General features: G+C 34.9%; 24 protein-coding genes and 1 tRNA gene. 13 read left to right on the forward strand and 12 right to left on the reverse strand.

Going from position 1 to position 23,546, the window contains the following annotated elements:
- Window positions 1-6: 6 nt before the first annotated feature.
- The 3 genes from pyrC to AC27GZ_RS10840 are packed head-to-tail and all read left to right on the forward strand — an operon-like array spanning window position 7 to window position 2,783.
- Window positions 7-1,074, forward strand: a complete 1,068-nt coding sequence (gene pyrC, locus AC27GZ_RS10830; protein ID WP_487095035.1) for a dihydroorotase — start codon at window positions 7-9, stop codon at window positions 1,072-1,074.
- A 16-nt stretch (window positions 1,075-1,090) separates the two neighbouring features.
- Window positions 1,091-1,972 carry a 6-carboxytetrahydropterin synthase gene (locus AC27GZ_RS10835; protein ID WP_487095037.1) on the forward strand — a complete coding sequence of 294 codons (882 nt, stop codon included), beginning with the start codon at window positions 1,091-1,093 and terminating at the stop codon, window positions 1,970-1,972.
- The gene (locus AC27GZ_RS10840) at window positions 1,965-2,783 is read left to right on the forward strand and encodes a M23 family metallopeptidase (RefSeq protein WP_487095038.1); all 819 of its coding nucleotides are present in this window, start codon (window positions 1,965-1,967) and stop codon (window positions 2,781-2,783) included. The genes AC27GZ_RS10835 and AC27GZ_RS10840 overlap by 8 nt, the downstream gene beginning before the upstream one ends.
- A 340-nt stretch (window positions 2,784-3,123) precedes the next feature.
- Here AC27GZ_RS10840 and AC27GZ_RS10845 read toward each other — a convergent pair whose 3' ends face one another.
- The gene (locus AC27GZ_RS10845) at window positions 3,124-4,032 is read right to left on the reverse strand and encodes a tyrosine-type recombinase/integrase (protein ID WP_487095039.1); all 909 of its coding nucleotides are present in this window, start codon (window positions 4,030-4,032) and stop codon (window positions 3,124-3,126) included.
- Between the two features lie 229 nt (window positions 4,033-4,261).
- Here AC27GZ_RS10845 and AC27GZ_RS10850 point away from each other — a divergent pair, with 229 nt between their 5' ends.
- Window positions 4,262-4,780, forward strand: a complete 519-nt coding sequence (locus AC27GZ_RS10850) for a DUF1697 domain-containing protein (RefSeq protein WP_487095040.1) — start codon at window positions 4,262-4,264, stop codon at window positions 4,778-4,780.
- Between the two features lie 398 nt (window positions 4,781-5,178).
- Here the strand turns inward: AC27GZ_RS10850 and AC27GZ_RS10855 are convergent, their stop codons facing one another.
- The 9 genes from AC27GZ_RS10855 to AC27GZ_RS10895 all read right to left on the reverse strand — a co-directional run bounded on the left by AC27GZ_RS10855 (window position 5,179) and on the right by AC27GZ_RS10895 (window position 15,250).
- On the reverse strand, window positions 5,179-6,420 hold the full coding sequence (locus AC27GZ_RS10855; protein ID WP_487095042.1) for an EAL and HDOD domain-containing protein: 1,242 nt from the start codon (window positions 6,418-6,420) through the stop codon (window positions 5,179-5,181).
- A gap of 85 nt (window positions 6,421-6,505) precedes the next feature.
- Entirely contained in the window at window positions 6,506-7,756 is a 1,251-nt protein-coding gene (locus AC27GZ_RS10860) for an alkaline phosphatase family protein (RefSeq protein ID WP_487095044.1), read from the reverse strand.
- A 25-nt stretch (window positions 7,757-7,781) separates the two neighbouring features.
- A complete protein-coding gene (locus AC27GZ_RS10865; protein WP_487095045.1) occupies window positions 7,782-8,339 on the reverse strand; it encodes a phosphoribosyltransferase in 558 nt (185 codons plus the stop codon).
- A gap of 75 nt (window positions 8,340-8,414) precedes the next feature.
- Window positions 8,415-9,401 (reverse strand): M20/M25/M40 family metallo-hydrolase, encoded by a 987-nt coding sequence (locus tag AC27GZ_RS10870; protein WP_487095047.1) that lies wholly within the window; start codon window positions 9,399-9,401, stop codon window positions 8,415-8,417.
- Entirely contained in the window at window positions 9,382-10,560 is a 1,179-nt protein-coding gene (locus AC27GZ_RS10875; protein WP_487095048.1) for a tetratricopeptide repeat protein, read from the reverse strand. The genes AC27GZ_RS10870 and AC27GZ_RS10875 overlap by 20 nt, the downstream gene beginning before the upstream one ends.
- A 114-nt stretch (window positions 10,561-10,674) precedes the next feature.
- On the reverse strand, window positions 10,675-12,036 hold the full coding sequence (locus AC27GZ_RS10880) for a DUF3943 domain-containing protein (protein ID WP_487095050.1): 1,362 nt from the start codon (window positions 12,034-12,036) through the stop codon (window positions 10,675-10,677).
- Between the two features lie 256 nt (window positions 12,037-12,292).
- On the reverse strand, window positions 12,293-14,233 hold the full coding sequence (locus AC27GZ_RS10885; RefSeq protein WP_487095051.1) for a TonB-dependent receptor plug domain-containing protein: 1,941 nt from the start codon (window positions 14,231-14,233) through the stop codon (window positions 12,293-12,295).
- A gap of 354 nt (window positions 14,234-14,587) precedes the next feature.
- Window positions 14,588-14,854, reverse strand: coding sequence for a hypothetical protein (locus tag AC27GZ_RS10890; protein ID WP_487095053.1), 267 nt, complete (start codon window positions 14,852-14,854; stop codon window positions 14,588-14,590).
- A 305-nt stretch (window positions 14,855-15,159) separates the two neighbouring features.
- Window positions 15,160-15,250 (reverse strand) — tRNA-Ser (locus AC27GZ_RS10895).
- A gap of 148 nt (window positions 15,251-15,398) precedes the next feature.
- Between AC27GZ_RS10895 and AC27GZ_RS10900 the strand changes: the two genes are divergently transcribed.
- The 8 genes from AC27GZ_RS10900 to AC27GZ_RS10935 all read left to right on the forward strand — a co-directional run bounded on the left by AC27GZ_RS10900 (window position 15,399) and on the right by AC27GZ_RS10935 (window position 19,406).
- Window positions 15,399-15,980, forward strand: a complete 582-nt coding sequence (locus AC27GZ_RS10900; protein WP_487095054.1) for a DNA-3-methyladenine glycosylase I — start codon at window positions 15,399-15,401, stop codon at window positions 15,978-15,980.
- Between the two features lie 244 nt (window positions 15,981-16,224).
- Window positions 16,225-16,893: a Bax inhibitor-1/YccA family protein gene (locus AC27GZ_RS10905; RefSeq protein WP_487095055.1), complete on the forward strand. Its 669-nt coding sequence runs from the start codon at window positions 16,225-16,227 to the stop codon at window positions 16,891-16,893.
- Window positions 16,894-17,023: 130 nt separating this feature from the next.
- Complete coding sequence (gene tusD, locus AC27GZ_RS10910; RefSeq protein WP_487095056.1) at window positions 17,024-17,392, forward strand: sulfurtransferase complex subunit TusD; 369 nt, start codon at window positions 17,024-17,026, stop codon at window positions 17,390-17,392.
- Window positions 17,392-17,766: a sulfurtransferase complex subunit TusC gene (tusC, locus tag AC27GZ_RS10915; RefSeq protein ID WP_487095057.1), complete on the forward strand. Its 375-nt coding sequence runs from the start codon at window positions 17,392-17,394 to the stop codon at window positions 17,764-17,766. The genes tusD and tusC overlap by 1 nt, the downstream gene beginning before the upstream one ends.
- A gap of 11 nt (window positions 17,767-17,777) precedes the next feature.
- Window positions 17,778-18,065: a sulfurtransferase complex subunit TusB gene (gene tusB / locus AC27GZ_RS10920; RefSeq protein WP_487095059.1), complete on the forward strand. Its 288-nt coding sequence runs from the start codon at window positions 17,778-17,780 to the stop codon at window positions 18,063-18,065.
- Window positions 18,056-18,394, forward strand: coding sequence for a TusE/DsrC/DsvC family sulfur relay protein (locus tag AC27GZ_RS10925; RefSeq protein ID WP_487095061.1), 339 nt, complete (start codon window positions 18,056-18,058; stop codon window positions 18,392-18,394). The genes tusB and AC27GZ_RS10925 overlap by 10 nt, the downstream gene beginning before the upstream one ends.
- Window positions 18,395-18,499: 105 nt before the next feature.
- Window positions 18,500-18,856 carry a hypothetical protein gene (locus AC27GZ_RS10930; protein WP_487095063.1) on the forward strand — a complete coding sequence of 119 codons (357 nt, stop codon included), beginning with the start codon at window positions 18,500-18,502 and terminating at the stop codon, window positions 18,854-18,856.
- A gap of 1 nt (window position 18,857) precedes the next feature.
- Complete coding sequence (locus tag AC27GZ_RS10935) at window positions 18,858-19,406, forward strand: hypothetical protein (protein WP_487095064.1); 549 nt, start codon at window positions 18,858-18,860, stop codon at window positions 19,404-19,406.
- 17 nt (window positions 19,407-19,423) lie between these two features.
- Here the strand turns inward: AC27GZ_RS10935 and AC27GZ_RS10940 are convergent, their stop codons facing one another.
- On the reverse strand, window positions 19,424-20,830 hold the full coding sequence (locus AC27GZ_RS10940) for a MipA/OmpV family protein (protein WP_487095066.1): 1,407 nt from the start codon (window positions 20,828-20,830) through the stop codon (window positions 19,424-19,426).
- A 120-nt stretch (window positions 20,831-20,950) separates the two neighbouring features.
- On the opposite strand from AC27GZ_RS10940, the gene AC27GZ_RS10945 reads away from it, so the two are divergent.
- Window positions 20,951-21,964, forward strand: coding sequence for a lipid A deacylase LpxR family protein (locus tag AC27GZ_RS10945; RefSeq protein ID WP_487095068.1), 1,014 nt, complete (start codon window positions 20,951-20,953; stop codon window positions 21,962-21,964).
- Window positions 21,965-22,065: 101 nt separating this feature from the next.
- On the opposite strand, the gene AC27GZ_RS10950 is transcribed toward AC27GZ_RS10945, so the two are convergent.
- Window positions 22,066-23,517 carry a glyceraldehyde-3-phosphate dehydrogenase gene (locus AC27GZ_RS10950; protein WP_487095069.1) on the reverse strand — a complete coding sequence of 484 codons (1,452 nt, stop codon included), beginning with the start codon at window positions 23,515-23,517 and terminating at the stop codon, window positions 22,066-22,068.
- Window positions 23,518-23,546: the final 29 nt, after the last annotated feature.

Consider the following 23,546-nt stretch of genomic DNA (forward strand, 5'->3'; position numbering starts at 1 on the left):
AAGACAATGACAGACAAAACACAATTAAACTCAGGTTTACAACAAGGTGAAACCTTAACAATTACTCGACCAGATGATTGGCATGTACATTTACGTGACGGTGAAGTGTTAGAAAATACCGTAAAAGATATCAGTCGTTATTTTGGCCGCGCTATCATTATGCCTAACCTTGTTCCACCTGTGACAAATACTGCATTAGCGAAAAGTTATTACCAAAGAATTATGGCAGAGCAACCTAGCGCTCACTTTACACCATTAATGGTACTTTATTTAACAGATAATACTTCTCCTGAAGATATCATTGAAGCTAAAGAGTCTGGCTTGGTGTACGCAGCTAAACTTTATCCCGCTGGCGCAACAACTAACTCTTCTTCAGGTGTTACTGATTTCAATAATCTAAAAGATGTTTTTGCTGCTATGGAAAGTGTTGGCATGCCTTTATTAATTCATGGTGAAGTGACTCATGATGACATTGATATTTTTGATCGCGAGCAAGTTTTTATAGATACCATTTTAATTCCGTTAGTTGATAGCTATCCTAACCTTAGAGTGGTTCTTGAACACATCACAACTAAAAATGCGGTTGATTTTGTCAAGTCAGCATCAAATAACGTGGCGGCTACCATCACTGCGCATCATTTGTTATTTAACCGCAACCATATGTTAGTAGGTGGGATACGTCCACATTACTTCTGTTTACCTATTTTAAAACGTAACACTCATCAAGAAGCATTGATTGAAGCTGCCACCAGTGGTAGCGCTAAGTTTTTCTTAGGTACTGATTCAGCGCCACATGCCCAGCATGCAAAAGAATCGGCTTGTGGTTGTGCTGGCTCTTATACTGCGCATGCAGCAATTGAGCTATATGCTGAAGTTTTTGAATTAGAAGGGGCATTAGATAAATTAGAGGCTTTTGCTAGTTTAAATGGCCCAGCTTTTTATCAATTACCTGTTAATAAAGATAAAATCACACTAATTAAGCAACCAATGCAAGTGCCAGCAACATTATCGTTTGGTAGTGATGTTGTAGTGCCTATTCGCGCTAGTGAATCTATTGCTTGGCAAGTAAAATAGGGTTGAGAGGATAATAATGCAATTATTTGTAAATGACCTTACTGTTATTGATTTTTCATACCTTTGTAAAGCACGTGGTATTGTCGGTGAAAGCTGGATTGTCGATGTTTTACTTGATGGCTCCTTAAATGAACAAAGTATGGTACTCGATTTTGCTATTGTAAAAAAACAAATCAAAGCCATTATCGATGACGCGGTTGATCATAAATTATTGCTGCCAATGCAAGAAACAGCTTTAACATTACTAGCATCTCAGCATAATGACCAACATGAAACGATAGACTTTTTATCTCAACGTGCAAGCTATCATTTACAATCGCCTGAATGTGCTTTTGCCAAAATAGAAAGTAATACTATTACAATTGAATCTGTTAAAAACCATTTAACTACAATCATTTTGGAGCAATTACCTAATAATGTAAAAGGGCTAACACTTAACTTGCGTCCTGAAAATATTGAGGGTGATTATTATCACTATACACATGGTTTAAAACTTCATGATGGTAACTGTCAGCGCATAGCACATGGGCACAGATCCAAAATACAGCTATTCGTTAATGACAAAAAAAATACTGCTCTTGAAGCAAAGTGGTGCGAAAGATGGAAAGATATCTATATCGCAAGTGAAAGTGATAGAGTTAGCCAAGATGATATCCAATTATCTGAGCAAGCAATTCAATATTTGACACCCGATCATCAATTTTTCGCTTATCAAGCACCACAAGGTCGCTTTGATATAGCTGTTTCAACACAAGTACTTGATGTTGTAGATTGTGATTCAACCGTGGAATTACTAGCTGACTTTATAGCACGACAACTAAAGAAAGACTTTGCACAATCATCGTTAAAAGTAATCGCCTATGAAGGGGTTGCTAAAGGAGCTATTGTTAATGTTTAAGTCAATTACAACCTTATGTTTATCTTCACTATTAGCATTATCGGCTCATGCTGAGATTAAATTATCTGGAGAAATAAAGCAGGGCGGTTTAATAATTGGTAAAACTCAACCTGGTAGTATTGTAAAGTTAAATGATCGTATTCTTCCTGTGTCTAAAAAAGGGGATTATGTTTTTGCTTTTTCTCGTGATGATACGAATAAGTACACCTTATCTGTAGAGTTAACAGATGGAAGTGTTGATAAAAAAGTGCTAGTTCCTGAAAAACGTGAATATAACATTTCACGGGTTGAAGGAATCAAAAAAAGCATTATGAACCCTAATAAAAAGGCCAATGAACGTGCTGTAAAAGACAGTAAAATGATCAAAGAAGTCAGAAAAGTATCAAGTGATTTAACTGATTTCTCTCAAGGTTTCGTTGCACCACGTAAAGCCCGTATTACCGGCGTATACGGCAGCCAGCGTTTTTATAATGGCGTACCTAAAAACCCACACTATGGGGTTGATTATGCAGGTGCCATTGGGGCACCGGTAAAAGCACCCGCAGCAGGAAAGGTACTGTTATGGGTGCCAGATATGTTCTATTCTGGTGGTACATTAGTAATTGATCATGGCCATGGTATCACGTCTAATTTTCTGCATTTAAGTGACTCACTGGTAGATGTTGGCGATATAGTAAAACAAGGGCAAGTGATTGCGAAAGTTGGAAACTCGGGTAGGGTAACCGGACCACACTTAGATTGGCGAATGAACTGGCATAATGTAAGATTTGATCCTCAACTAGCTATGAAAATTGTGCCTTTTGAACAGTAGTTTGAATCTAATACCAATTTGATTAAATTTCTTCCCTACTCAGAGCTATGCTCGATGTTCAATAACAAGGCAAATTTGTTTAGGTTTAGTCATTCTAAATCAAATAAATTTAACGAAGTTAGTGGGCATCGAGCAAGCTCCCAAAGGGCGAGGTTAAAAGGCTTACATGCTGCGTTATTGATTTTGACAAGGGAATAACCATTCTCTTCAATCAATGCTTTGCCTCTAAGCCTTTTAATTCTCGCTGAGTGGGAAAGACCTTAATCTACTTGGTATAAATATACAGTGGAAGTTTAGGTAATTAATTTAAACAATTAACTTAATAATTTATTTAAATTAACTAAAAAGGTAGCGCTTTAGCTGCCTTTTTCTTTGCAGTTTCAGCACGTCTATCATAGTTCTTTGTGGTTTCTACCGATGAATGTCCCATTAAATCTTGTACTAAAAAAACATCCTCACCATTTTCTAAAAGCTTAGTTGCAAAGGTTCTTCTTAGATCATGTGGGGTAAGACGCTTTAATCCCGCTTCTTTATAGCGTCTAATGATAATATCGTAAATAGTTTGCCCTGAAATCGGTTCATTTACTAAACGATTACCTTTCCTTGCTCTTAAAAATAAGGGTCCAGGCTCAGTTCCACGTTCTTCTAACCAAGTCTGAATAATATCTAAATTTTTATTGTGCAAGCTATTTAAACGCTCTTTATTTCCTTTACCCAGTACTTTAATGGTACCTTCAACAACATCCAAATCTGATAGCATTAAACCTGCTGCTTCATGACGACGCAAACCGGCACCATAAGTTAAGGCAATTACCGCAGCGTCACGCATTGCAATAACGCCTTCTTGCGCCATGCAATAATCAATTAAAATATTTAACTCTTCTAAATCTAATGCTCGGCCTTTTATACTGCGCGTTCCTTTAATACGCTTAACTTCTTTGATATGTTGATAGGCTTCAACTGAAATTAATTGTTTACGCCAAGCCTCTTTAGCTACACCTTTTAAAGCAGATAAGTAGACGTTAATGGTAGCAGGGGATTTTCCTTCATCTGCAAGATCAGACAGTAACATCAGCACTTTTTCATAATGCAAAATTGACCAGTCGACGCTTTGATGCGATTTTTTCTTCGATAGCTTATAGGCAATCACATTCAACATGGAAGTCATAGTGACACGACTTTGTTTTGACTGAAGTGAAAGCAGGTAAACATCAGAAGCTGATTGCTGTTCAAAGGTGCTAGCAGGCATAAATTTACTCAAAAAAATAATTACTTGTGAATTAAAAAAGCGATAGAGTTAATCTTAAAGGCTAGATAAGCAATCACAAGCGTTACATATAACTAATCATTTTACTTTGCTACAAGTAAACATCAATAAATTACACTAAAAAGTTGCGAGCTATATAGCGACAAATTAAAAATTAACATACTGATATATTGAAAAATTCATTAGAAAACAATTTATAAGAAGAGGAACAATGAAAAAATATATTATTTTATTTAGAGGGATTAATGTAGGTGGCAAAAACATAGTGCCTATGAAAGAGCTAGTGACAACACTTAATAAATATAATTATCAAGGAGTTACTTCTTACATTCAAAGTGGCAATATAGTATTAAAAAGTGAAGAAAATCCAATAGCTAATATACAAGACATTGTATCTAAACACTTTGGCTTTTCCCCAGAAATATTTGCGTTAACAGAAACATCTTTAACACAAGCGAACATAAACAACCCCTTTAAAGAATTTGATGGAAAGTATGTTCATTATTACTTTTGTAAACATGACATCGAATTAGATCGAGTTAAGCTTGATAAATATTTGTCACCATCAGAGCAATACATAGTAAAAGGAAATGTGTTTTATTTGTATGCGCCTAATGGTATCGGCCGATCAAAGCTTGTTGCAAATATATTGACTTGTTTAAATCAAACATCTACTGGGCGAAATTTAAATACCATAACTAAGCTCACGACATTAGTAGAAAATCTATAAGATTAAGATTAAAATTAGAAGCAACAGCAGTTAAAGGTCGATACAAACTAAAGTATTAAATATACTTGAAATTAATGCGTAAACAATTAGTTAAAGAGTAACGCTACGTAAAATCTGTGAGTAAATACTGGTGAAAATATATTTCACGCGCGTAGCGTTACGATATTAAATGTTTTAAAAGATAATAAAGAGCAAATTGAGGGTAAATACTTGTTTAAAACTGAAGTAACTTGTAACTGCATGAATAATTGATATATTTATTACTTATTAAAATGCACATTTTAAAAGATTATCTGTTTTAATTTATGTTTATGGCCATACATATAGTTATTACATTTATCGTTATTTTAATTAGCTGTATAAGCCAAGTATTCAAGTTAAAGAATGTATGAATTGTTTTATGAGTTTAAAGAATCTAAGTTTAGATTCTTACACCATTCACTAGCGGCTAAGAATTCTTGCTGTACTAACTCTTTATCTAATGAATACTGTTCGAGGTTATCTTCTAAACTTCCGTCTGAGGCTAAGTTTTCTTTACCCAAAATATAACTAGTTGTTATATCGAGCAACTGACCAAGTAAGCCATCATATTCCACTAACGCTTTTTCAATTGGTTGTGCTAATGGCATGGTTTTAACAATTTCAGAGATTGGCATTGATAACATTACTTCTATTGCACTAAGTAAACCGGTTATGAAAGCAAAATCACTAACAGGTTTAAAGGCTTTGTTAGTACTTAATGCTTGCATCATTTTGCCGGTAATCAAGGCTTGTTTGCAAACTTCATCCGTTGTCTCGGAAGTAAGATTCGAAAGCGCTAAAATTGAAACAAATTGCCTTAGTTTGTCTTCACCTAGGTATGCAGCGGCTTGTTTTAATGAAGTTATTTCAACACGCGTACCTGTGGCAACATTATTAACCATTTTCAATAAACCAACGGTTAAATTAACATCGTGACTGATTATCTCTGCTACAGTGTCGTAATTAAGAGGAAAATTAAATGTTTCACTTAACAGATGCAACATTTGTGCTTTAATAGGAGTTAATGCTTGCCCTTCAATAACTTCCGGCTCATGGTAAAAGTAGCCTTGAAAATAATCAAAACCAACTTCTGCTAGTGTTTGCTGTTGATTTTTTGTTTCAACTTTTTCTGCTGCAATAGCAACATTAAACGGCTTCATTCTGGCTACAGCAGGTAATAAACGCTTGGTGTTTATTTTTTCAATATCAACTTTAACAATATCTATATAAGGAAATAATAAATCCCAATGAGGTGCTAAATCATATTCAGTTAATGCAACTTTATAGCCTTTCTCATGATAAAACTTAATGATTTTTAGGAGTTTCTTGGTGGGCTTTTCTTGGCCAACTAACTCAATTACTATCGTGTCTTTATCAAACATTAACGGAAATTTGTGTATTAGGCAGTTTTCAGTAAAATTAATAAATGAAAGTTTACCCATACTTATGGTTTCAATATCGCCATGTATATGGTTTTGAATAATAAGCTTTGAACTTGCAATGTCTAATTCGATTTCTGGAAACTTATTATCAGGGCTATCTCTAAACAAAAGTTCATAACCAATAGTTTGTGATTTGTCATTTAGAATGGCTTGTCTGGCAATGTAAGAGTTTTTCATTTAGCTTATATTTTATTGTTAGTTATTGATAATTCGTTTAATTGCAAGATTACACTATATTGGGTTGAGATTGCTAGCCTATAATTTATTTGATTTTAATAATAGGTGTTAATACCGCGCTTCTGCCGTCTATATTAGGTGTCTTCTTTAATTCTAATAATTGATTTAACATCGGTAGGATATGAATATTTTCAAAAGGTTCAACTTCCCTTCCCTTAATAATATTAGGACCAGAAGCTAAAAAGACCGCCGTTAAATCTGGAACTTCTTCAACGTCGTAGCCATGTGTAGCGGAATTTTTACTGGCGTACTTAGGGTTTACGATACTGCCATTGATTGCTACTTCCACAATAACATCAGGGATAACTGCTAAGTCTCGGTTAAACTGCCAATGTTTAGGAAAATGACCTTTTTGATGAACACTATAAAGGTCATTATATAATTGTTGGTTAGCATTTATGCCTTTAACTATTTGAGCTTGTTGTTTTTTAGTTATCTTTTTATCGTCAAAATAAATATATAGTTGTGTACTAGTTTTGGTAGTTACTATTGATTTATCAGCAATTAAAGCTTTATGTTCGTCACTGAATACATGTGAAGGCGTAATATTCTTATTTGGATCTATGGATGCCATACCATGATCAGAAAGAAGAATAATATTAACCTCGAATGATATTTCATTTTCTAAACGTTCAATAAATTTACCAAATAATTTATCAAAACTGTTTACAGCCGTTTTTAGTTCAGGGGAATTTGGGCCATACTTGTGGCCAGTTTCATCAATACTTGAAAAGTAACTTGCAATAAATCGCGGCATGTCTGCTTGTGGAAGCTTCAACCAGTCAATTATTTGATCAAACCTTTCTTGTTCAGAGTTAGTTTTATTATATGGAATGTGATAAGTAGGCTCACTGCCCTGTCCTATCGCTTCTGATTCTGGCCAGAAATACACCGCACTTTTTATACCTTGCTCTTCCGCTATAGCCCAAAAAGGTTTAGCTGTTAACCAGGCACTATTCGATTTACCCGCAGCTAATTTATACTTCACACCTAAGGTTGGATGATAAAAGCTATTATTAATGATGCCATGATTAGCAGGATAAACACCGGTAATTATGGATAAATGATTTGGAAATGTTTTACTTGGGTAAACAGGGGTAAGCTTAGCTTTTACCCCTGAGTCAGCAAACTTAAGTATATGGTTAGGCTGTAGTTTGGCTAAATAATTATACGAAAAGCCATCAATAGAAAGTAAAATGACAACAGGTTTTGTTGTTTTACCGTAAACAGAGCCTGAAACTAATAGCACAAAACAAATTAAAACTAATCGACTCATTTTATTTCTCTATATTGGATTTAACTTACACTAATAAATCAAGTACATTCGCCAAATCTGTTTTCCCTTCTCTTATTTCATCAGGAGTTAACCCTGATAACTCATGAGGAAAAACCAACCACTCATCTGATTCATGTACATAATACGTTGGTTTTATGTCAACCTGAGTATTGTTTGGTTTATACCATGGGCATGCAGTGCGCACATCTTTAGGCATATTTTGTCTCATAGATTTTTCTAACTGAGCAATTAGGGCTTTTATGCTTCTGCCTGAGTCAAAAACATCATCGACAATTAATAAGCCGTCACCAGCGTTTGCGTTTTCAATAATGTAATGCAAACCATGAACTTTTATTTCTTTACTTTGCTTATTGATACCATAATAAGATGAAGTTCTTACAGCAATATGATCCGTTTCAACTTTTTTAAAATCGAAAAATTCTTGAACAGCAATACCTATTGGCGCACCCCCACGCCAGATCCCTACAATAAACTGAGGTCTAAAACCATCTTCATATACTTTTGCCGCTAACCTAAAAGAGTCTTCTAATAGTTCTTGTGCCGTAATATATTTTTTTTCCATTACCGATAACCTTTATTGGTTTGTTTACATTGGTTTTATTATAACGTGATTAATTTTGTTTGAAATATTAATTGTCTAGTTAGTCAGGTTTTTATCTATAAAACGTAATTGTTGGTAAATTAACTGGCTTGCTTCGACAAAAAAAGATTGTTTTATACGATTAAAGGTATCTTTAGGAGTGTGATAATTTGGGTGATTGCCAACACCAAAATAAATAAAAGGTATATTTGCACGATAAAATACACTGTGATCACTAGCGTGTAGAAAATTTTGCCGTTTAGTACTCTGGATACTCATTGATCTAAAGCCTTCACGAAGTTTAATGGGTGATTGAAAGCTTGATAACTCCTTTATATGCTCTGCTGATAATACTTGATCAAGATTACGTGCTAGATAATGTAACCTTCTTGTACGATTACTCCCGGCAATCATATCAATATTGATATTTAACTTAACTTTAGGTAAGAGTTTAATCTGTTGTTTTACAAATGCTTTCGCGCCCAGAAGGTTTTGCTCCTCTGCATCAGTAAATAATAAGATCACGCTATGATGTAAGGGGGATTGTTGTATATGTTCAGCAAATGCTAGTAGTGCAGCAACACCTGAGGCATTGTCATCAGCACCATTGTATATAGTGCCTTGCTTTTTACCTAGATGATCATAATGGGCCGTTAAAACAATATATTGTTCAGGGAATATTTGTCCGGGTATATAGCCAATAATATTGTACCCTTGCTTTGTTGAAAACAAAGTCTCATGAATAAAACTATGTCGAAACTTACCTAAAAAAGATGAAACCTGAGCTTTCTGTAATTGTAGGATTATATAGTCTTGAGCCAAAATGCTTTCAGGTGTAGCAAATTTTCTTCCAGCAAAATTATCGTTAGCTAAGGTTTTTACATGCTTAATTAACAGGGATTCATTTAACTTATTTGATGGTTTTATTGTCGGAGTTTTGTGGTTCCCTTTGCTATAAGTAACAAAGTCACTCTTTACAGGAAAGATAAAAATAAAAAGTAAAACGCCCCATATCCAATAAAATTTAATTAACTTGTTCAGCATTTAAAAAGTTCAACTTTGCCACATATTGTTCATCGATACTTTTTATTTTATTGACTCTTATTGCCATGCGCATCATTTTTTTAGTCGCTTGAATATTACCTAATTTATAATAGGTTTTAGCTAAGCCAAAATATAACTCATGGATTTTATTATTTAGTTTCAATGCCTTTTTAAAGTGCTTAATGGCCTGTTGGTAGTTTTCATTGTAGTAAGCTTCATCCCCTAACACGGCGTGGTAATACGGGTTATTTTCTCTTTTAGCCAATAAGCTACTTTCTATTTTCTTTGCTTCTTCAAAGTTGTTTTGATCTCGTAACAAAATAGCTAAATTAGCTAGCGCAGTTAAGTTTTCATTTTTTATGGCTATCGCATAACGGTATGTTTGCTCGGCCTTTTCGGTGTGACCAGTTAGTTTATATAATACGGCTAAATTTCCCCATGCAGCGCTAAATAATGGATCAGCTTCTGTTGCTGCTTTAAAATATTGATAAGCTATTCCGTAATCTTCAGAAACTAACGCTTGTCCGCCTTTATTGTTATAAAACATGGCTAGTACCGTATGTTTTTGTATAACTCTTTTAGGGAAAGATTGCTTGATAATATAAGGGTCAAAATCTACTTCAATATTATCTAAGCCAAAAACAATTTTTCTGTCAGAGTATAAGTCAGCTTTGATTAATAAATTTACATGACCTGTTAGTAAGTTATATTGACCATTTCTAATCCAATACTCAGGCACTTCAACTTCCTGAAACTGTACTTTTAAACCAGCTTCCTTGGCCAGTGTATAAGCCATGATAGTTAGTGACATGCAATTTGCTGATTTATTCTGATAAGCATCACTGGCTGTTACATTAGCGTTACTTTCATAACTAAGTGCAACATTATCTTGAGAGAATATATGCTCTAATAATAATATTGCTTTTAGCTTCGAACTCTTAGCCGGTATTAGTTTTTCTTTAACCATCGCTTTCATATCATCATCTAAAAAGAAGATCTCTTGTTCTGTTTCAAGCTGATGATGTGAAGCAGTGGGGAATTGATTATCTAAATAAAACGAGCTTGGCTGCTCTAGTTTTTGAACAGTATTAGACGTGCTTTGGCAAGCACACAAAGTAACGGTAAGAAATAACGCGGTTAGTTTGAATATAGCTTTCATTGTTTCCCCTAAAAAATTAGAGACAATTTAAGCCTATGCACAAATGTCAATTTATGCAAAATTGAACGTTAGTTATTAATATTTTTTTACAAACTAAAAATATAGAAGGTAATTTTAACGCTCACCATCCCCTAAAAGATAAATTAAGCGTGCCGCAATAGTGTCTTCATCAGTACTCTTTTGAGAACTATGGTAGTGACGCCAATCTAGCTGCAAAGCAAACTTGTTACTTATTTTGTAATGGAGTCCAGCGCCAGCATTTACTTGGAAGGTTTTATAATCATAATCCTTATACCACATCATTTCACCAAAACCTGCGGTTACATAAGGTCTAAATCGACTATCGGTGTTGAAGTAGTATTGACTGTCTAAACTATAGTTTTCATAAGCAATTTCATTACCTGCACTTAAGTTTTCCAATTTATTTTTGGCATAAGATAGTCGAGATGAAAAACTTTTAGAGAAATACAAGCCTAAAGAGTACTCACCTACAATATCATTTTTTACTTGCCAATAATCATCTAGGTAAACCTGCCCTACGCCGTATGATAAACCGACAATACCTGTATCAACAGGATCCTTTTTACGTTTACTGACCTTGCGTTTTTTAGGAGTATAATTGCTACCATCCCCCAGTTGTAATGATATGTTCAGTTGAATTTGGCTCTCGGTATCACCGTTACTGTTTATCGTTACATCCTTAACGCCAACGTAACCTGTGCCAGCCTTAATGATTTCTTTACCAAATAGATTGTTTACGCCAACACTTAAACTATCAACGGGATCAAGCAACACAAGAGCCGTAGAGCCTAAAATTGAAGAGCCCCACAATAAATCATTATCTTCACGAATATCCATTTCAGTATTAAAGGCCCATTCACCGTAGCCCCAACCTAAAATTGGTGTAATAAACAAATCTTGAATTGATGGCACCTCAGCAAAAGCCTCAATACCATACTCCCAGTAAAACGTAGACATTAAAGTTGAATATATGAAAGCATCCCACTGACGATAGCCAGATTTTCGGGCTATTTGATAATATACACCACCAAAGTACGGGTGGCCGATCAAATTAAGTGGACCATTATCTCTATCCCAAACAGGCCCTGATTTAACATTATCAGTCCATTTTCCAAATAAACCTTCTTCAGAATCCCAATTTGATATGTCTTCGGGTAATAATGCGATTACACCTATAACACCGAAACCATAGGCAAAAATTGATTTTGTTTGTGACCATAAACGTGCACTATCTTCACCATTATCAGCTGAAAACAAAGAGATTTGGTAAGGGGATTTGTAAAAATCATCACTAGGGTTAAGGTTTTCCCAACGAGTGACAGGATATTTCTCTGGGTAGTAACTGGCTATTTCTTCTTCTGTAATTACAGGTTTAAGTACAATTGTTTCATCTATGTTAGATGTTGCTTGCTCTTCCTGTGCAAATGTATTTGTTGAAGCGACCACACAAAACATTAAAGCACACTTACACAGCAATTTAATTTCCTTAAACATCAAACGACTTCCCTAACTTAAACAATTAAAAACCATTAACAAGAATGTAAAAAATAAAAAAACCGCATAAAGCGGCCTGACAATATAAAGAACTAAATATTAGCTCTCTACACTATATAAAAACGGTGCGGATATTAGCAGTTTATGCTAGTTCATGCAACCAACCCCCCTATTCATAAACTAACTTAATAACTTAATGGTGTAATATAAATAAACATTAAAATTTGAACTTAACACTGGCGGTAATGCCATTAGTATGTGATTGCGGATAGGTATTTACTGTTTTTTGTCCCATCTCAGGAAACCAAACATCCTCATTTAATAAATTATTACCAAACAAAGATAACTCTACCCCATTCCAACTTGAGTTTTCTGTCAACTTGCCTATGTCTATTAACAAGTTAACACTAAGAAGGTTAACAGCATTAGCCTCAGGGTTTGCAATAACAACGTGACTATTAGGGATATCTTCTAATTTACTCACATTACCCAAATAGCTATTCCAAATACCTAAAGAAACTCCATAATTTGTTGTGTAACTTAAGCCTATTTTGGCCATTGTGTTCGATGCTAACATAATATCTTTAATACCATCTGCATCTTCCGTTTCTTGATAACTTGCATTTCCCTGTAACTGTAACGCGGGCGTAATCTTCCAAACGGCTTCAAGCTCTACTCCAATATAATTGATCTCTTGATCTATATTTACAAAATATGTCTTATCATCAATTCGGCTTCTACCAATTAAATCATTACTCTCACTATGATAAAAAGTTGAAGCAAGTATATATTGACTATTGGTGTAATTAAGTTGTAATTCAGAGGTCTTAATTGTTTCGGGTTTTAAGTTTGGATTACCATTTAAAAAAACTGATTCAAAATTTAATTCTGAACCAAAAGGAGAACGAAATGCTTCAGCATATAATGCTTTAGCCGACCAATTAGGTGTAAATTTATAAACTAGTGCAATTCTTGGTGAAAAATGGGTGTTTTGACTTTCCATTTTATTAGTTTGTAAACCTGCTGTAACTTTAGCTTGATCATTAAACTTATAGTCAAATTGCCCGTAGAAGCTATGACGAATAGTGCTGTTTTTTCCGCCTCGAAAACTTAAATCTCCTTTTACATGATCTTGAACAGCACCAAAAACAACCTCAATCTGTTCATTAACCTTACCATTAACAGAAGCTTCGAACATGTAACCTTCTGACTTATAGGTAATCGCAGTTGGAGACTCGATACTCATATCTACCTGATTACTTGAGAAATTAAATGTAGATTGCCAATTTTCATTAAAAGCATGATCATAATCTAAAGCTAAATATTGACGATTATGAGTCCACTCATCAAGGCCAGACCATAAGAATGGGCCACTTATATTAGGAAGTTTAATTTCACTTAGTGTACTTTCTATTGATAACCCTTTATAACTGCCACCCAATTTAGCAAAGAAGCCTTTTCGGTAAAGTTGACTTGAACCTATTTGCAACTGGCTATCTCGTGCAACAATTGTCTCCCCTTCTTCATCTAACAATTTAAAATAAGCATCAATATTAATATCACTAGTAATATTCGCGTTGCTAAATCCTTCAATGGCTTTATATTTACCATGCCCTGCCATTAACTTAATACTTGAATACGTTTCAGTTGCTGTTTTTTTTGTAATGATATTTATAGTACCGTTGAAAGCATTACTGCCGTATAGCACAGAGCTTGGCCCTCGTATTATTTCAATACGATCAATAACACTGATTGGAAATAGCATGTTTATATCTGTTTGTCGGCCACCATTGAGCGATTCTCTTAAAGGTCGACCATTAATTAAATATAATATGTGGTTATTTAAATGTTGTGTTGCACCAGCGCGCAATGTACTACCATTGCTATGAAGTGCAATAGAATCGAACATGTAATAATTGGGTATTCTAAGAAGAATATCTTTCAGGTTTCGAGCACCAAAACGTTGAATATCCTCTTCGGTTATAATGCTGACTATACCTGGTGCATCAATGATCCGCTCTTCTTTTTTTGACACAGTAGAAACTTTTATTGCCAACAAATCTTCTAATGAAAGTTCAAATAGATCCACTGGTACATCATCATCACTCATTGCTTGAGCTGATAACAATAAAAGAAAAAGAAATTTGCATATACGCATAGGGCGTCCTGAACATTCTGCTAGCGATTATAGTTCCATTTAGTCAAACTCACTTATTGTATAGCTTGAACTAAATCGAGTTGTACAACAAAGTTTAGTTACTATAAACAGGAGTTATGACATATAAAATATGTGTAATTTATTCGATAAAGTCAAATTAGCAAAACTGCCTTAACTTATAACTAAATGTGTGGGTGAGAGAGAAACTCTGAGAACTCTGTAAAAGTCCTTATAAGTTGGGGTATGCATATGTTTTCAGTTGAAATCATGGTCAGATTTTAAATACTGACTTTGGTCGTTAATAGTTGTTAGGAAACTTATAACTTATAGGCTGCTCCTTAGTTTATTCGTTTATCACTGCTTGATACCAAATATTTTACGAATAATAAATGAAACAACTAATGCGATAATAATGGCAACGAAGAAGTAAATAGCGATTAAGTAATTGCCAAATTCAAATTTGTATATTTCACCCGACTCTAATAAGCACTCGCCTGTATCAAATTTAAAGCTGCCACCATTATCTATACACTTATCTACAATCACTAAGTCATTAATCAGCCAAATTACTATAAAACTGACAATAACACCGATAAACTGTGGGATTGAACTTTTCTTCATATTTACCTAATTACAAAGTGCCTAACAAAAAGACAAAAACCATTGGCTAAAATAAGCGACAAAGGCGCAAAAGCCAACTGTTATTTTCCAGATTTAACGACTTACTTATGTTTGTAATAAAAGAGGAACGCTAATATTAAAATTTAATTTGAAACGTTAATTAATATCACAAGCTATTAATTATGGTTAGACACTAATTATTTCTATTGAAAAGTCTAGAAAAGAGTTTTGAACACTAAAAAAACAAGGGCTAGTAACTCAAACATTCATTTAATGAACACTTGAGTTACTAGCCCTTTTATATATGGCGGTGAGATAGGGATTTGAACCCTAGATGGGCTACAAACCCATGCCGGTTTTCAAGACCGGTGCTTTCGACCACTCAGCCATCTCACCAATTGCTTAAGCAAATAGAAACACTTGCTTGAAGACGGGGCGAATATTAAAGTGTCCCTTGGTAGTTGTAAAGTGCTAATTAGGAATTAACGAACCGTTTGCTAAAAAAATAGCCAGTTTGTAGCCGAATCAAGCAAAAGGAATAGTAATGTCTGAAAAAGAAAGTAATGTTTGTCGTTGTCCGTGGGTAGATACAAGTAAATTAGATTATATAGATTACCATGATAATGAATGGGGTGTGCCTGTACATGATGACAAAGTCATGTTTGAGTTCCTTATTTTAGAATCAGCTCAAGCAGGTTTAAGTTGGTATACCATTCTTAAAAAACGCGATGGCTACCGAAAAGCGTTTGCTAACTTTGATGTGATTAAAGTTGCCCGTTTTACTCAAAAAGATATAGAACGATTGATGCAAGACGCTTCGATAGTACGTAATAAACTCAAAATTGAAGGAGCAATTAATAATGCGAAGCGTTTCATAGAAATACAAAATGAGTATGGCAGTTTTTGTACATTTATTTGGTCTTATGTGAATAACGCACCAGTCAAGAATAATATTCAAACTAGTGAAGATTATGTTGCAACCTCTCCTATTAGTAATCAATTAGCAAAAGATATGAAAAAGCGAGGTTTCAAATTTCTAGGATCAACAACTTTATATTCTCATTTACAAGCAACAGGATTAATTAATGATCATTCAAATGAGTGTTTTAGAAAAAATCTTTGTTGATTAATCTAAAAGCAGAATGTAGCGTGATTATAGAGAGAAGCAAGCCAATATAGCTTGTAACAAAAGGACACAATTAACTGAGTAATATCAACGAGCTTGTGCTGGCTATTTAAAAAACCGCATGTCATAATATGTCAATGAGGGTGTATCGTTAGATCAAATAAAACTTGAACTTTACTGAAACGCCCTTATCTTAGTTATTAGAAAAATAAATCAATTAGAATTAAACCTTAAAGGAAGTTTTATGCAATCTAATATGAATTTTCAAACAGCGAGCCAAAGCTCTGCTATAGAAATAAATAAAGTATTGAAAAATACTTATATGTTACTGTCAATGACCTTAGCATTTAGTGCTGTTACCGCTGCCGTTTCAATGGCGATGAACTTGTCACATGTCGCAGCGTTAGTAATGATGTTAGTTGCTTTTGGTTTAATGTTTGTTGTAAATAAAAAAGCTGATTCAGCAAGTGGTATTTTTTGGATTTTCGGCTTCACTGGTTTAATGGGTGCATCACTTGGACCTATGTTAAATGTGTACGCTGCTATGCCAGGCGGCCCTGCATTAATTATGCAAGCTCTTGGTGGAACTGCATTAATATTTTTTGCTTTATCAGGATATGCATTAACAAGTAAAAAAGACTTCTCATTTATGGGCGGTTTTTTAATGACGGGTTTGATTGTTGTATTAGTAGCAAGTTTAGCGAATATCTTTTTCCAAATTCCAGCACTTTCTCTAGCAGTTAGTGCCGCGGTAATTATGGTAATGTCTGGCTTGATCTTATTTGATACAAGCCGAATTATAAACGGTGGTGAGAGTAACTACATTCGTGCAACTATTTCTTTATACTTAAATATTTATAATATTTTTGTTCACCTATTACACTTACTAGGTGTATTCGGTGGTGATGATTAATATCAGTAACGATAAATAGAATTGAGTTTTTGACTTTCTATTTGTTACTATCCATTTATAATAAAGCCTCGCAATTGCGGGGCTTTTTTATACTTTCAACCTGAGAAACCTTTCAAACTGAGAAAATTTAGTGAAGAAACTTGCCGTTATCATAACAACCCCACCTTACAGTAACTTAACTGTTACCGCGCTTAAGTATATTGAAACTGCGTTAAATAATCATATTAATGTTATAGGGGCTTTTTTTTATCAAGATGGAGTATTAAATGCTGCTAGTAAAACACATATAGCAAGTGATGAGTTTCAAACAATAAGCCAATGGCAATTATTGCATGAAAAGTACCAGCTCCCTTTACACTTATGTGTTACTGCTGCTGAAAAGCATGGTCTTGTTACTGAAGATGAAACGAGTGAACTTATTGATGGTTCTTTTACCATTTCAGGGTTAGGTGAACTGGTTGAGTTGACAACAAATGCTGATAAAGTGGTGCAATTTTAATGACTAATGAACAGACTACCAAGTCGATTGCTATAATTAACAGTAAAGCACCGTTTAGCCAAAATACGGGTAAAGATGCACTAGATATAGCATTAATTTTTGGCTCATTCGAGCAAGCACCCGCTCTTTTTTTTCAAGGTGATGGTGTTTATCAACTTATTCCACATCAAAGTGGCGCCTTAATTGACGTTAAAGATTATTTAAAAACATTTTCTGCATTTGAATTTTATGACATTGAAGATATCTATGTCTGCGAAAGTTCATTAAAAGTACGCAATCTAGAACATTCTTTTCATATAGAGCAGGTACAAGTGCTTAATTCACAAAGCTTCGCTAAAAAATTAGCTGCGTTTAACACTGTTTTAAGGTTTTAAAAAGAGGCATTATGACAACTCTTCATATCGTTAGACAAAGCGCCTATTCAACCAATGACTTTGAGCAGTGCGTACAAGTTACTCAAGCAAGTGACGTGGTGGTTTTTATTGATGACGGTTGCTATAACCTAACTCACCCTCTGTTAAACCAGATACATAGAAACATTAACCTGATGGTGCTTAAAGATCATGCTGTCGCAAGAGCAATCGATTTCGAAGCAACACATGCTACCACCATATTAATGGATGACTTAGTATCATTAACCTTTAAAGTAGATAATGTAATTACATGGCAATAACAATTAGTTTTAATGATCAAGCGATAGAAACTGACAAACATGGATATTTACTCGATCATACACTTTGGCAACAAGAATTAGCTGTAATAATGGCGGAGCAAGATGACTTTGAATTAACACCTGCTCATTGGGAAGTGATCAATTTTGTTCGTCAATTTTACCTTACTTACAATACTTCACCTGCTATCAGAGCTTTAACAAAAGCGATGAAAGCAGAGTTTGGCGAAGAAAAATCAAGTAGTCGTTATTTATTTCGGCTATTTCCTGATGGTCCAGCCAAACAAGCGACAAAATATGCTGGTTTACCTAAACCTAAACGATGTTTGTAATATTAAGATGATCGGTTTTCATAAATGTTGGTAAAACACCTCCATTAACGTTAACTTATAGTGATATGTAATTAATCAACGTAATAACAAAAGGCAACAAGCGAAATGCGAAGAATAGGTCTAGTAAGCTTTTTACTCTTGATCCTCACAGGTTGTGTCAATTTTAGTAGCGAATCAGGTGTTGAAAATCTCTGGCGTCAGCATCAAGGTTTTGATAACGGTAAAACAACGAGTAATGCTGTACTCAAAGTACTAGGCCCACCTTCTCAAATTGTTGCTGTTGGTAATAAAACTATCTATTACTATTTAAAAGAGCAAGTCAGCCGTGAAGGCTTGGTACTGCTTATCTACAATAAATCGACTGAAGTCGTGATCTTTGATCGAGCAATATTTATCTTTAATGATCAAGGAGTACTAGAAGACTATTCCTATTCAAAATTACCTAAGCAAAAGCAAGGCTAATATGCTTAGAAGGTTACTCCCCTTAATTGCACTAGTTAATATTGTCAGTTGCTCTGTAGTAGAACGCCAATATGGTGAGAATATACCAGCCAAACAAAGTAATATTCAGAAAATTAAAAATTATCATCATGTACTTGAATACATGGGAGCTCCTGACACCATTGCGGTACTTAATAATGCCTTCATTTTTGCTTATCATAGTGTTTATATTTATGAGCCACAATTTGGCTTGACCTTACCCGGTTATGACTTAATAAAGTTAAATTTAGGGAAAGCAACCGCAAAACACTACTATAATTTTTACGCTTTTAACTTAAACGGTGACTGTATCAACTTAAGTGAATTTAGCTGGCAAAATGATTTAGGCAATGGTTCAACACTTGGGCTTATATTTGTCACCGAAGAAACAGTTGACCTATCGAAGTTTAATCTCACCAAAGAAGCAAGCCTTTGGGGCAAGAACTTGTTGATTGATAAAGAACTTGCTGAATTTGATTTTGAAGAAATCATTCTCGGTAATCGAATCGATTTTATAGGGCAACGCTTTTAAGAAACTTGCCCTAAAACTTAGTGATGGCACTGTACATACAGAGTATTAACATTGCTTCCGCCATTCACATTACCAAAAAAATCTGAGCTAGCAAAAATTCCGGATCTATGATGAACCGACCAACCAAAATAGCAATCTTTTAATTTAGGTTGTCTAATAACATCCCCAATGCTGACATCCCAACTCCAATCTAAATAATTTAAAAACTTAGAGGCAGAGCGGTTCTTCCCTTCTACATGCTCACGTTCAACAAAGGGTACTTTAGCCGCATAAGAAACCCCTTCGGCGATACCTAAACGGGTCTTAACGATATGAGACCATGGAAATTTGGAAAAGTAAGCTTTAAAGCCTAAAACATATTCATTAAAGTTATCTTGTAGACCTTGTTCAAAACGACGAACATAACCGCCTGTCACATATGCCTCTATGGGCAACCACATAAAGTTATCTGCGATTTTTTTACCAACAAAGAAGCTCGCTAACCCAGTACCCCTCTCTTCAGGCTTAAACATATCTTGAAAACGCATTAACTTATTAAAGGTTGTTTCAGTATGCTTACCAGCCGCCGCACGCCAGTACCATTCACCTTTAGTTAAGTCTTTAAATATACTACCGCTGGTATAAGGATCGTCTTGAAAGTCATTAAATTCGTATCGGTAACTAGCAAAGCTAGAAAATTGTCCATTATCAGCTACTATCGGGCTATTTATTTTAGTCGAGTCCAATTCAGAATATTGCATATTAAAGGCTATATAATGGTGCTGCGCTAACCGATAACTCATATCGATACCATATCGCCATTCAAGTGCATTTGTGGTTTGATAGCTAGGTCTGTTTTCCATAGCTTCTGAATCTAATACCCCATAATAATAATTAGTAAGATCTGCATCTTCAAAGGTTATCCCTAACCAAGGTCGAAAACGAAAATTGCCATACTCGAAACGCTTTCCCCAACGTAAATCAGCATCCCAACCATTTGAAGCATTACTGATATCAGCACCTATATCTAAAGTAATACTTCCAAACTCAGTTAAGCGAGAAATAGCAAAACGACCATCGACGCCATCATCACGTTCCATACCATCAAGCTCGAAACTGTCTTCTTCGTTAAAGCCTGCAAACCTATAAGCTGCATAAGTGCCAATAAACCAATCCTTACTTTGATAAAGGTGAACCCCAACCCTAGTACCATCAATAAAATAACGTTCGCCGTTATATGTGATTAAGGGTAAAAAATCATTTACATCGTCATTACCAATATAGGGAAAGGTGCCACTTCTTACACCCATACCTAACGACCAATTACCATCACCAGGTTCAAGGTGTATTTGAGTTACATCACGCGCGGCTAATACGGTAAAACTATTTAAAAAAAACAAAGTAAATAGCAATAAAAGGGAAAAATTTACGGACTTTAAAGACATAGTTTTCTCTACACAGAAGATGATAACAAATTACTACACAATAAAGTTTGCAAACTAACATACTAACAAGAGAAACTAAAACTTTATTGCTATGCATAATTAATCATGCAAAGGTGTTTTATGCTTTATTTGCCTACCCATAAAAAAAAGTTAAAAGTGTCATGCTATGTTATTGCTTGCTTTATTGGTTTTCATCAACACCTTTCGGCAAGCCAATGGACACTGCAAATCGAAAACGATGTGACTTTTTATGAAGATGGTAATTACACTAATGGCCTCCTCATTGGCTGGCAAAGTGATTATCAAGGAAAGAGTGAAGATTTACCGAAACTTTTAAACTGGCAAAAGTCACTATTATTTGCAGATAAATTTTCAGACAATACCGGCGTAAGCAATTGGGGGGCCACCCTTTCGCAGCGCATGTGGACACCTTCAGAAATTAAAATCGAAACGCCTCAACCCCTTGATAGGCCGTATGCAGGGTTATTTCTTTCAGAGTTACATACGGCTCATTATTCAGAAGACTTTGCACAAAAAAATTGGTTAAGTATTGGTTTAATAGGCCCTGCTGCAGGTGCTGAAAAGTTACAACGTCTATTTCATTCTAGTACCGGAGCTTCTTCACCTAATGGCTGGAAATATCAAATTGAAAATCAAGCCGTTGCTTCATACGCCTATGAATTAGAAAAACTGCTCTACCGAAGTCATAATACCCCTAATTATCAATGGGAGATTAGTACTCATGCTTACGGCGCATTAAGTAACTTCAGAAGTGAAGTTAACACGGGTATTACTCTGAATTGGGGCACTAATTTATCAGAAAACTTTGGTCGAATTTCAAATCACTATGGGCAGGTAAGTAACGTGACCTCACTTGCAGCAAGTTATAACCTAAATATTTTTGCCCGAGCACATTTTGGTTATAGGTTTAATGATTTAACCCTCTCGGGTGATTTACCTTATCAATCACAAGTAACACTAGAACATAAACAAGCTATGTTAAAACTAGGAGCACAACTTACTTTTCCTAACTTTGCTGTTTTATGGAGTTTTAACGGTTATACAAAAGATTATCAAACTGACAGTGAAGCCTTGCATGGCTATGGCTCTTTAAGCTTAAGTTGGCAGTTTTAAACTATCGTAATTTATATAAAAGGTAATAAAAAAGCACCTAAACAGAGTGGTTAGGTGCTTTATCATGCTACTTATAAATTTTAAAACTATTGTTTAAATCATTAATTAAGCGGTAATGTTGGTACACTAATACCAGCCATTTCTAGCATTACACGTACAACTTGACAGCTATAGCCAAACTCATTGTCATACCAAACATAAAGCACTGCCCTATCACCATCTACAATAGTTGCTTGAGAATCTACAACACCCGCATAACGAGAGCCCACTAGATCTGTTGATACAATTTCAGATGAAGCTGTGTAATCAACTTGATTTTGTAATTCAGAATTTAAAGAGATATCACGTAAATAGTCATTAAGAGCGGTTTTATCAGTAGACTGTTTTAAGTTTAAATTCATAATTGCCATAGAAACATTAGGTGTAGGTACACGAATAGCATTGCCTGTTAACAAACCTTTTAACTCAGGTAAAGCTTTTGCGACCGCTTTTGCAGCGCCAGTTGTACTGATAACCATATTTAGTGGTGCACTTCTACCGCGACGTGGTGCTTTATGATAGTTATCAATTAAATTCTGATCATTAGTGTAAGAGTGAACCGTTTCAACATGACCATTTTTAATACCAAATTTATCATTCAACGCTTTTAATACTGGTGTAATAGCATTGGTTGTACAACTGGCAGCTGAGACAATAGTATCGCTTGCTTTGATCATATCTTGGTTAACGCCATAAACAATATTTTTAATATCGCCTTTTGCTGGTGCTGTTAGTAATACTTTTGCAACACCATCCGATTGTAAATGTTGGCCTAAGCCCTCTTCATCGCTCCAAATGCCTGTGTTATCGACAACAAGCGCATTATTAATACCATGCTCTAAATAATTAACATCTGCAGGTGACTTCGCATAAATAACTTTAATAAATGCACCATTGGCTCGAATAACATTATTTTCTTTATCTATGGTTATACTTCCGTTAAAAGCTCCGTGAACTGAGTCACGACGTAATAAGCTAGCGCGCTTTTCTAAGTCATCACTTCCTTTACTTGGACGCAACACAATTGCACGTAAATTGAGTTTGGCGTTAGGACCTGTTTGTTCTATCAATAATCTCGCTAACAGACGACCAATACGGCCAAAACCATATAATACAACATCTTGTTTATCGGCGTTTTGATTAGCCCCGCTAATAGAAGCTAACTCTTTCTCAACATATTGTTCAATAGACAAATCATTTGACTGACCTTTAAATAAATAGCTATAAGCTAACTTACCAACATCAATGCGTGCTGGAGCAAGTTCCATCTTATTTAAAGCTTCTACAAAAGGGTAACTTTCACGTAAACGCAGTTTACTTTCTTCATGCAAAGCTACTGATTTATGTGCTTTAATAATATCAATTGGCGAGGCGTTTAATAACGGGCGACCGTACACAGATATTTCAATACCTTTGTTTCTAAATAGCTGCCCTATTATAGGTTGCATATTTTCAGCAAAAGTTTGGCGTTCCTGCCAGCTAGTTTGGTACTCTTTCTCAAGATGAGACATCATTAGATAAACCTTTTATTTCAGTCAATTAA

It is taken from the genome of Colwellia sp. SU-HH00943 (assembly GCF_057546125.1).

Excerpts from the sequence above, each read along its gene's own strand:
- pyrC (WP_487095035.1), top strand. The coding sequence starts at position 7 with ATGACAGACAAAACACAATTAAACTCAGGTTTACAACAAGGTGAAACC.
- AC27GZ_RS10835 (WP_487095037.1), top strand. The coding sequence starts at position 1,091 with ATGCAATTATTTGTAAATGACCTTACTGTTATTGATTTTTCATACCTT.
- AC27GZ_RS10840 (WP_487095038.1), top strand. The coding sequence starts at position 1,965 with ATGTTTAAGTCAATTACAACCTTATGTTTATCTTCACTATTAGCATTA.
- AC27GZ_RS10845 (WP_487095039.1), bottom strand. The coding sequence starts at position 4,032 with ATGCCTGCTAGCACCTTTGAACAGCAATCAGCTTCTGATGTTTACCTG.
- AC27GZ_RS10850 (WP_487095040.1), top strand. The coding sequence starts at position 4,262 with ATGAAAAAATATATTATTTTATTTAGAGGGATTAATGTAGGTGGCAAA.
- AC27GZ_RS10855 (WP_487095042.1), bottom strand. The coding sequence starts at position 6,420 with ATGAAAAACTCTTACATTGCCAGACAAGCCATTCTAAATGACAAATCA.
- AC27GZ_RS10860 (WP_487095044.1), bottom strand. The coding sequence starts at position 7,756 with ATGAGTCGATTAGTTTTAATTTGTTTTGTGCTATTAGTTTCAGGCTCT.
- AC27GZ_RS10865 (WP_487095045.1), bottom strand. The coding sequence starts at position 8,339 with ATGGAAAAAAAATATATTACGGCACAAGAACTATTAGAAGACTCTTTT.
- AC27GZ_RS10870 (WP_487095047.1), bottom strand. The coding sequence starts at position 9,401 with ATGCTGAACAAGTTAATTAAATTTTATTGGATATGGGGCGTTTTACTT.
- AC27GZ_RS10875 (WP_487095048.1), bottom strand. The coding sequence starts at position 10,560 with ATGAAAGCTATATTCAAACTAACCGCGTTATTTCTTACCGTTACTTTG.
- AC27GZ_RS10880 (WP_487095050.1), bottom strand. The coding sequence starts at position 12,036 with ATGTTTTGTGTGGTCGCTTCAACAAATACATTTGCACAGGAAGAGCAA.
- AC27GZ_RS10885 (WP_487095051.1), bottom strand. The coding sequence starts at position 14,233 with ATGCGTATATGCAAATTTCTTTTTCTTTTATTGTTATCAGCTCAAGCA.
- AC27GZ_RS10890 (WP_487095053.1), bottom strand. The coding sequence starts at position 14,854 with ATGAAGAAAAGTTCAATCCCACAGTTTATCGGTGTTATTGTCAGTTTT.
- AC27GZ_RS10900 (WP_487095054.1), top strand. The coding sequence starts at position 15,399 with ATGTCTGAAAAAGAAAGTAATGTTTGTCGTTGTCCGTGGGTAGATACA.
- AC27GZ_RS10905 (WP_487095055.1), top strand. The coding sequence starts at position 16,225 with ATGCAATCTAATATGAATTTTCAAACAGCGAGCCAAAGCTCTGCTATA.
- tusC (WP_487095057.1), top strand. The coding sequence starts at position 17,392 with ATGACTAATGAACAGACTACCAAGTCGATTGCTATAATTAACAGTAAA.
- tusB (WP_487095059.1), top strand. The coding sequence starts at position 17,778 with ATGACAACTCTTCATATCGTTAGACAAAGCGCCTATTCAACCAATGAC.
- AC27GZ_RS10925 (WP_487095061.1), top strand. The coding sequence starts at position 18,056 with ATGGCAATAACAATTAGTTTTAATGATCAAGCGATAGAAACTGACAAA.
- AC27GZ_RS10930 (WP_487095063.1), top strand. The coding sequence starts at position 18,500 with ATGCGAAGAATAGGTCTAGTAAGCTTTTTACTCTTGATCCTCACAGGT.
- AC27GZ_RS10935 (WP_487095064.1), top strand. The coding sequence starts at position 18,858 with ATGCTTAGAAGGTTACTCCCCTTAATTGCACTAGTTAATATTGTCAGT.
- AC27GZ_RS10940 (WP_487095066.1), bottom strand. The coding sequence starts at position 20,830 with ATGTCTTTAAAGTCCGTAAATTTTTCCCTTTTATTGCTATTTACTTTG.
- AC27GZ_RS10945 (WP_487095068.1), top strand. The coding sequence starts at position 20,951 with ATGCTTTATTTGCCTACCCATAAAAAAAAGTTAAAAGTGTCATGCTAT.
- AC27GZ_RS10950 (WP_487095069.1), bottom strand. The coding sequence starts at position 23,517 with ATGATGTCTCATCTTGAGAAAGAGTACCAAACTAGCTGGCAGGAACGC.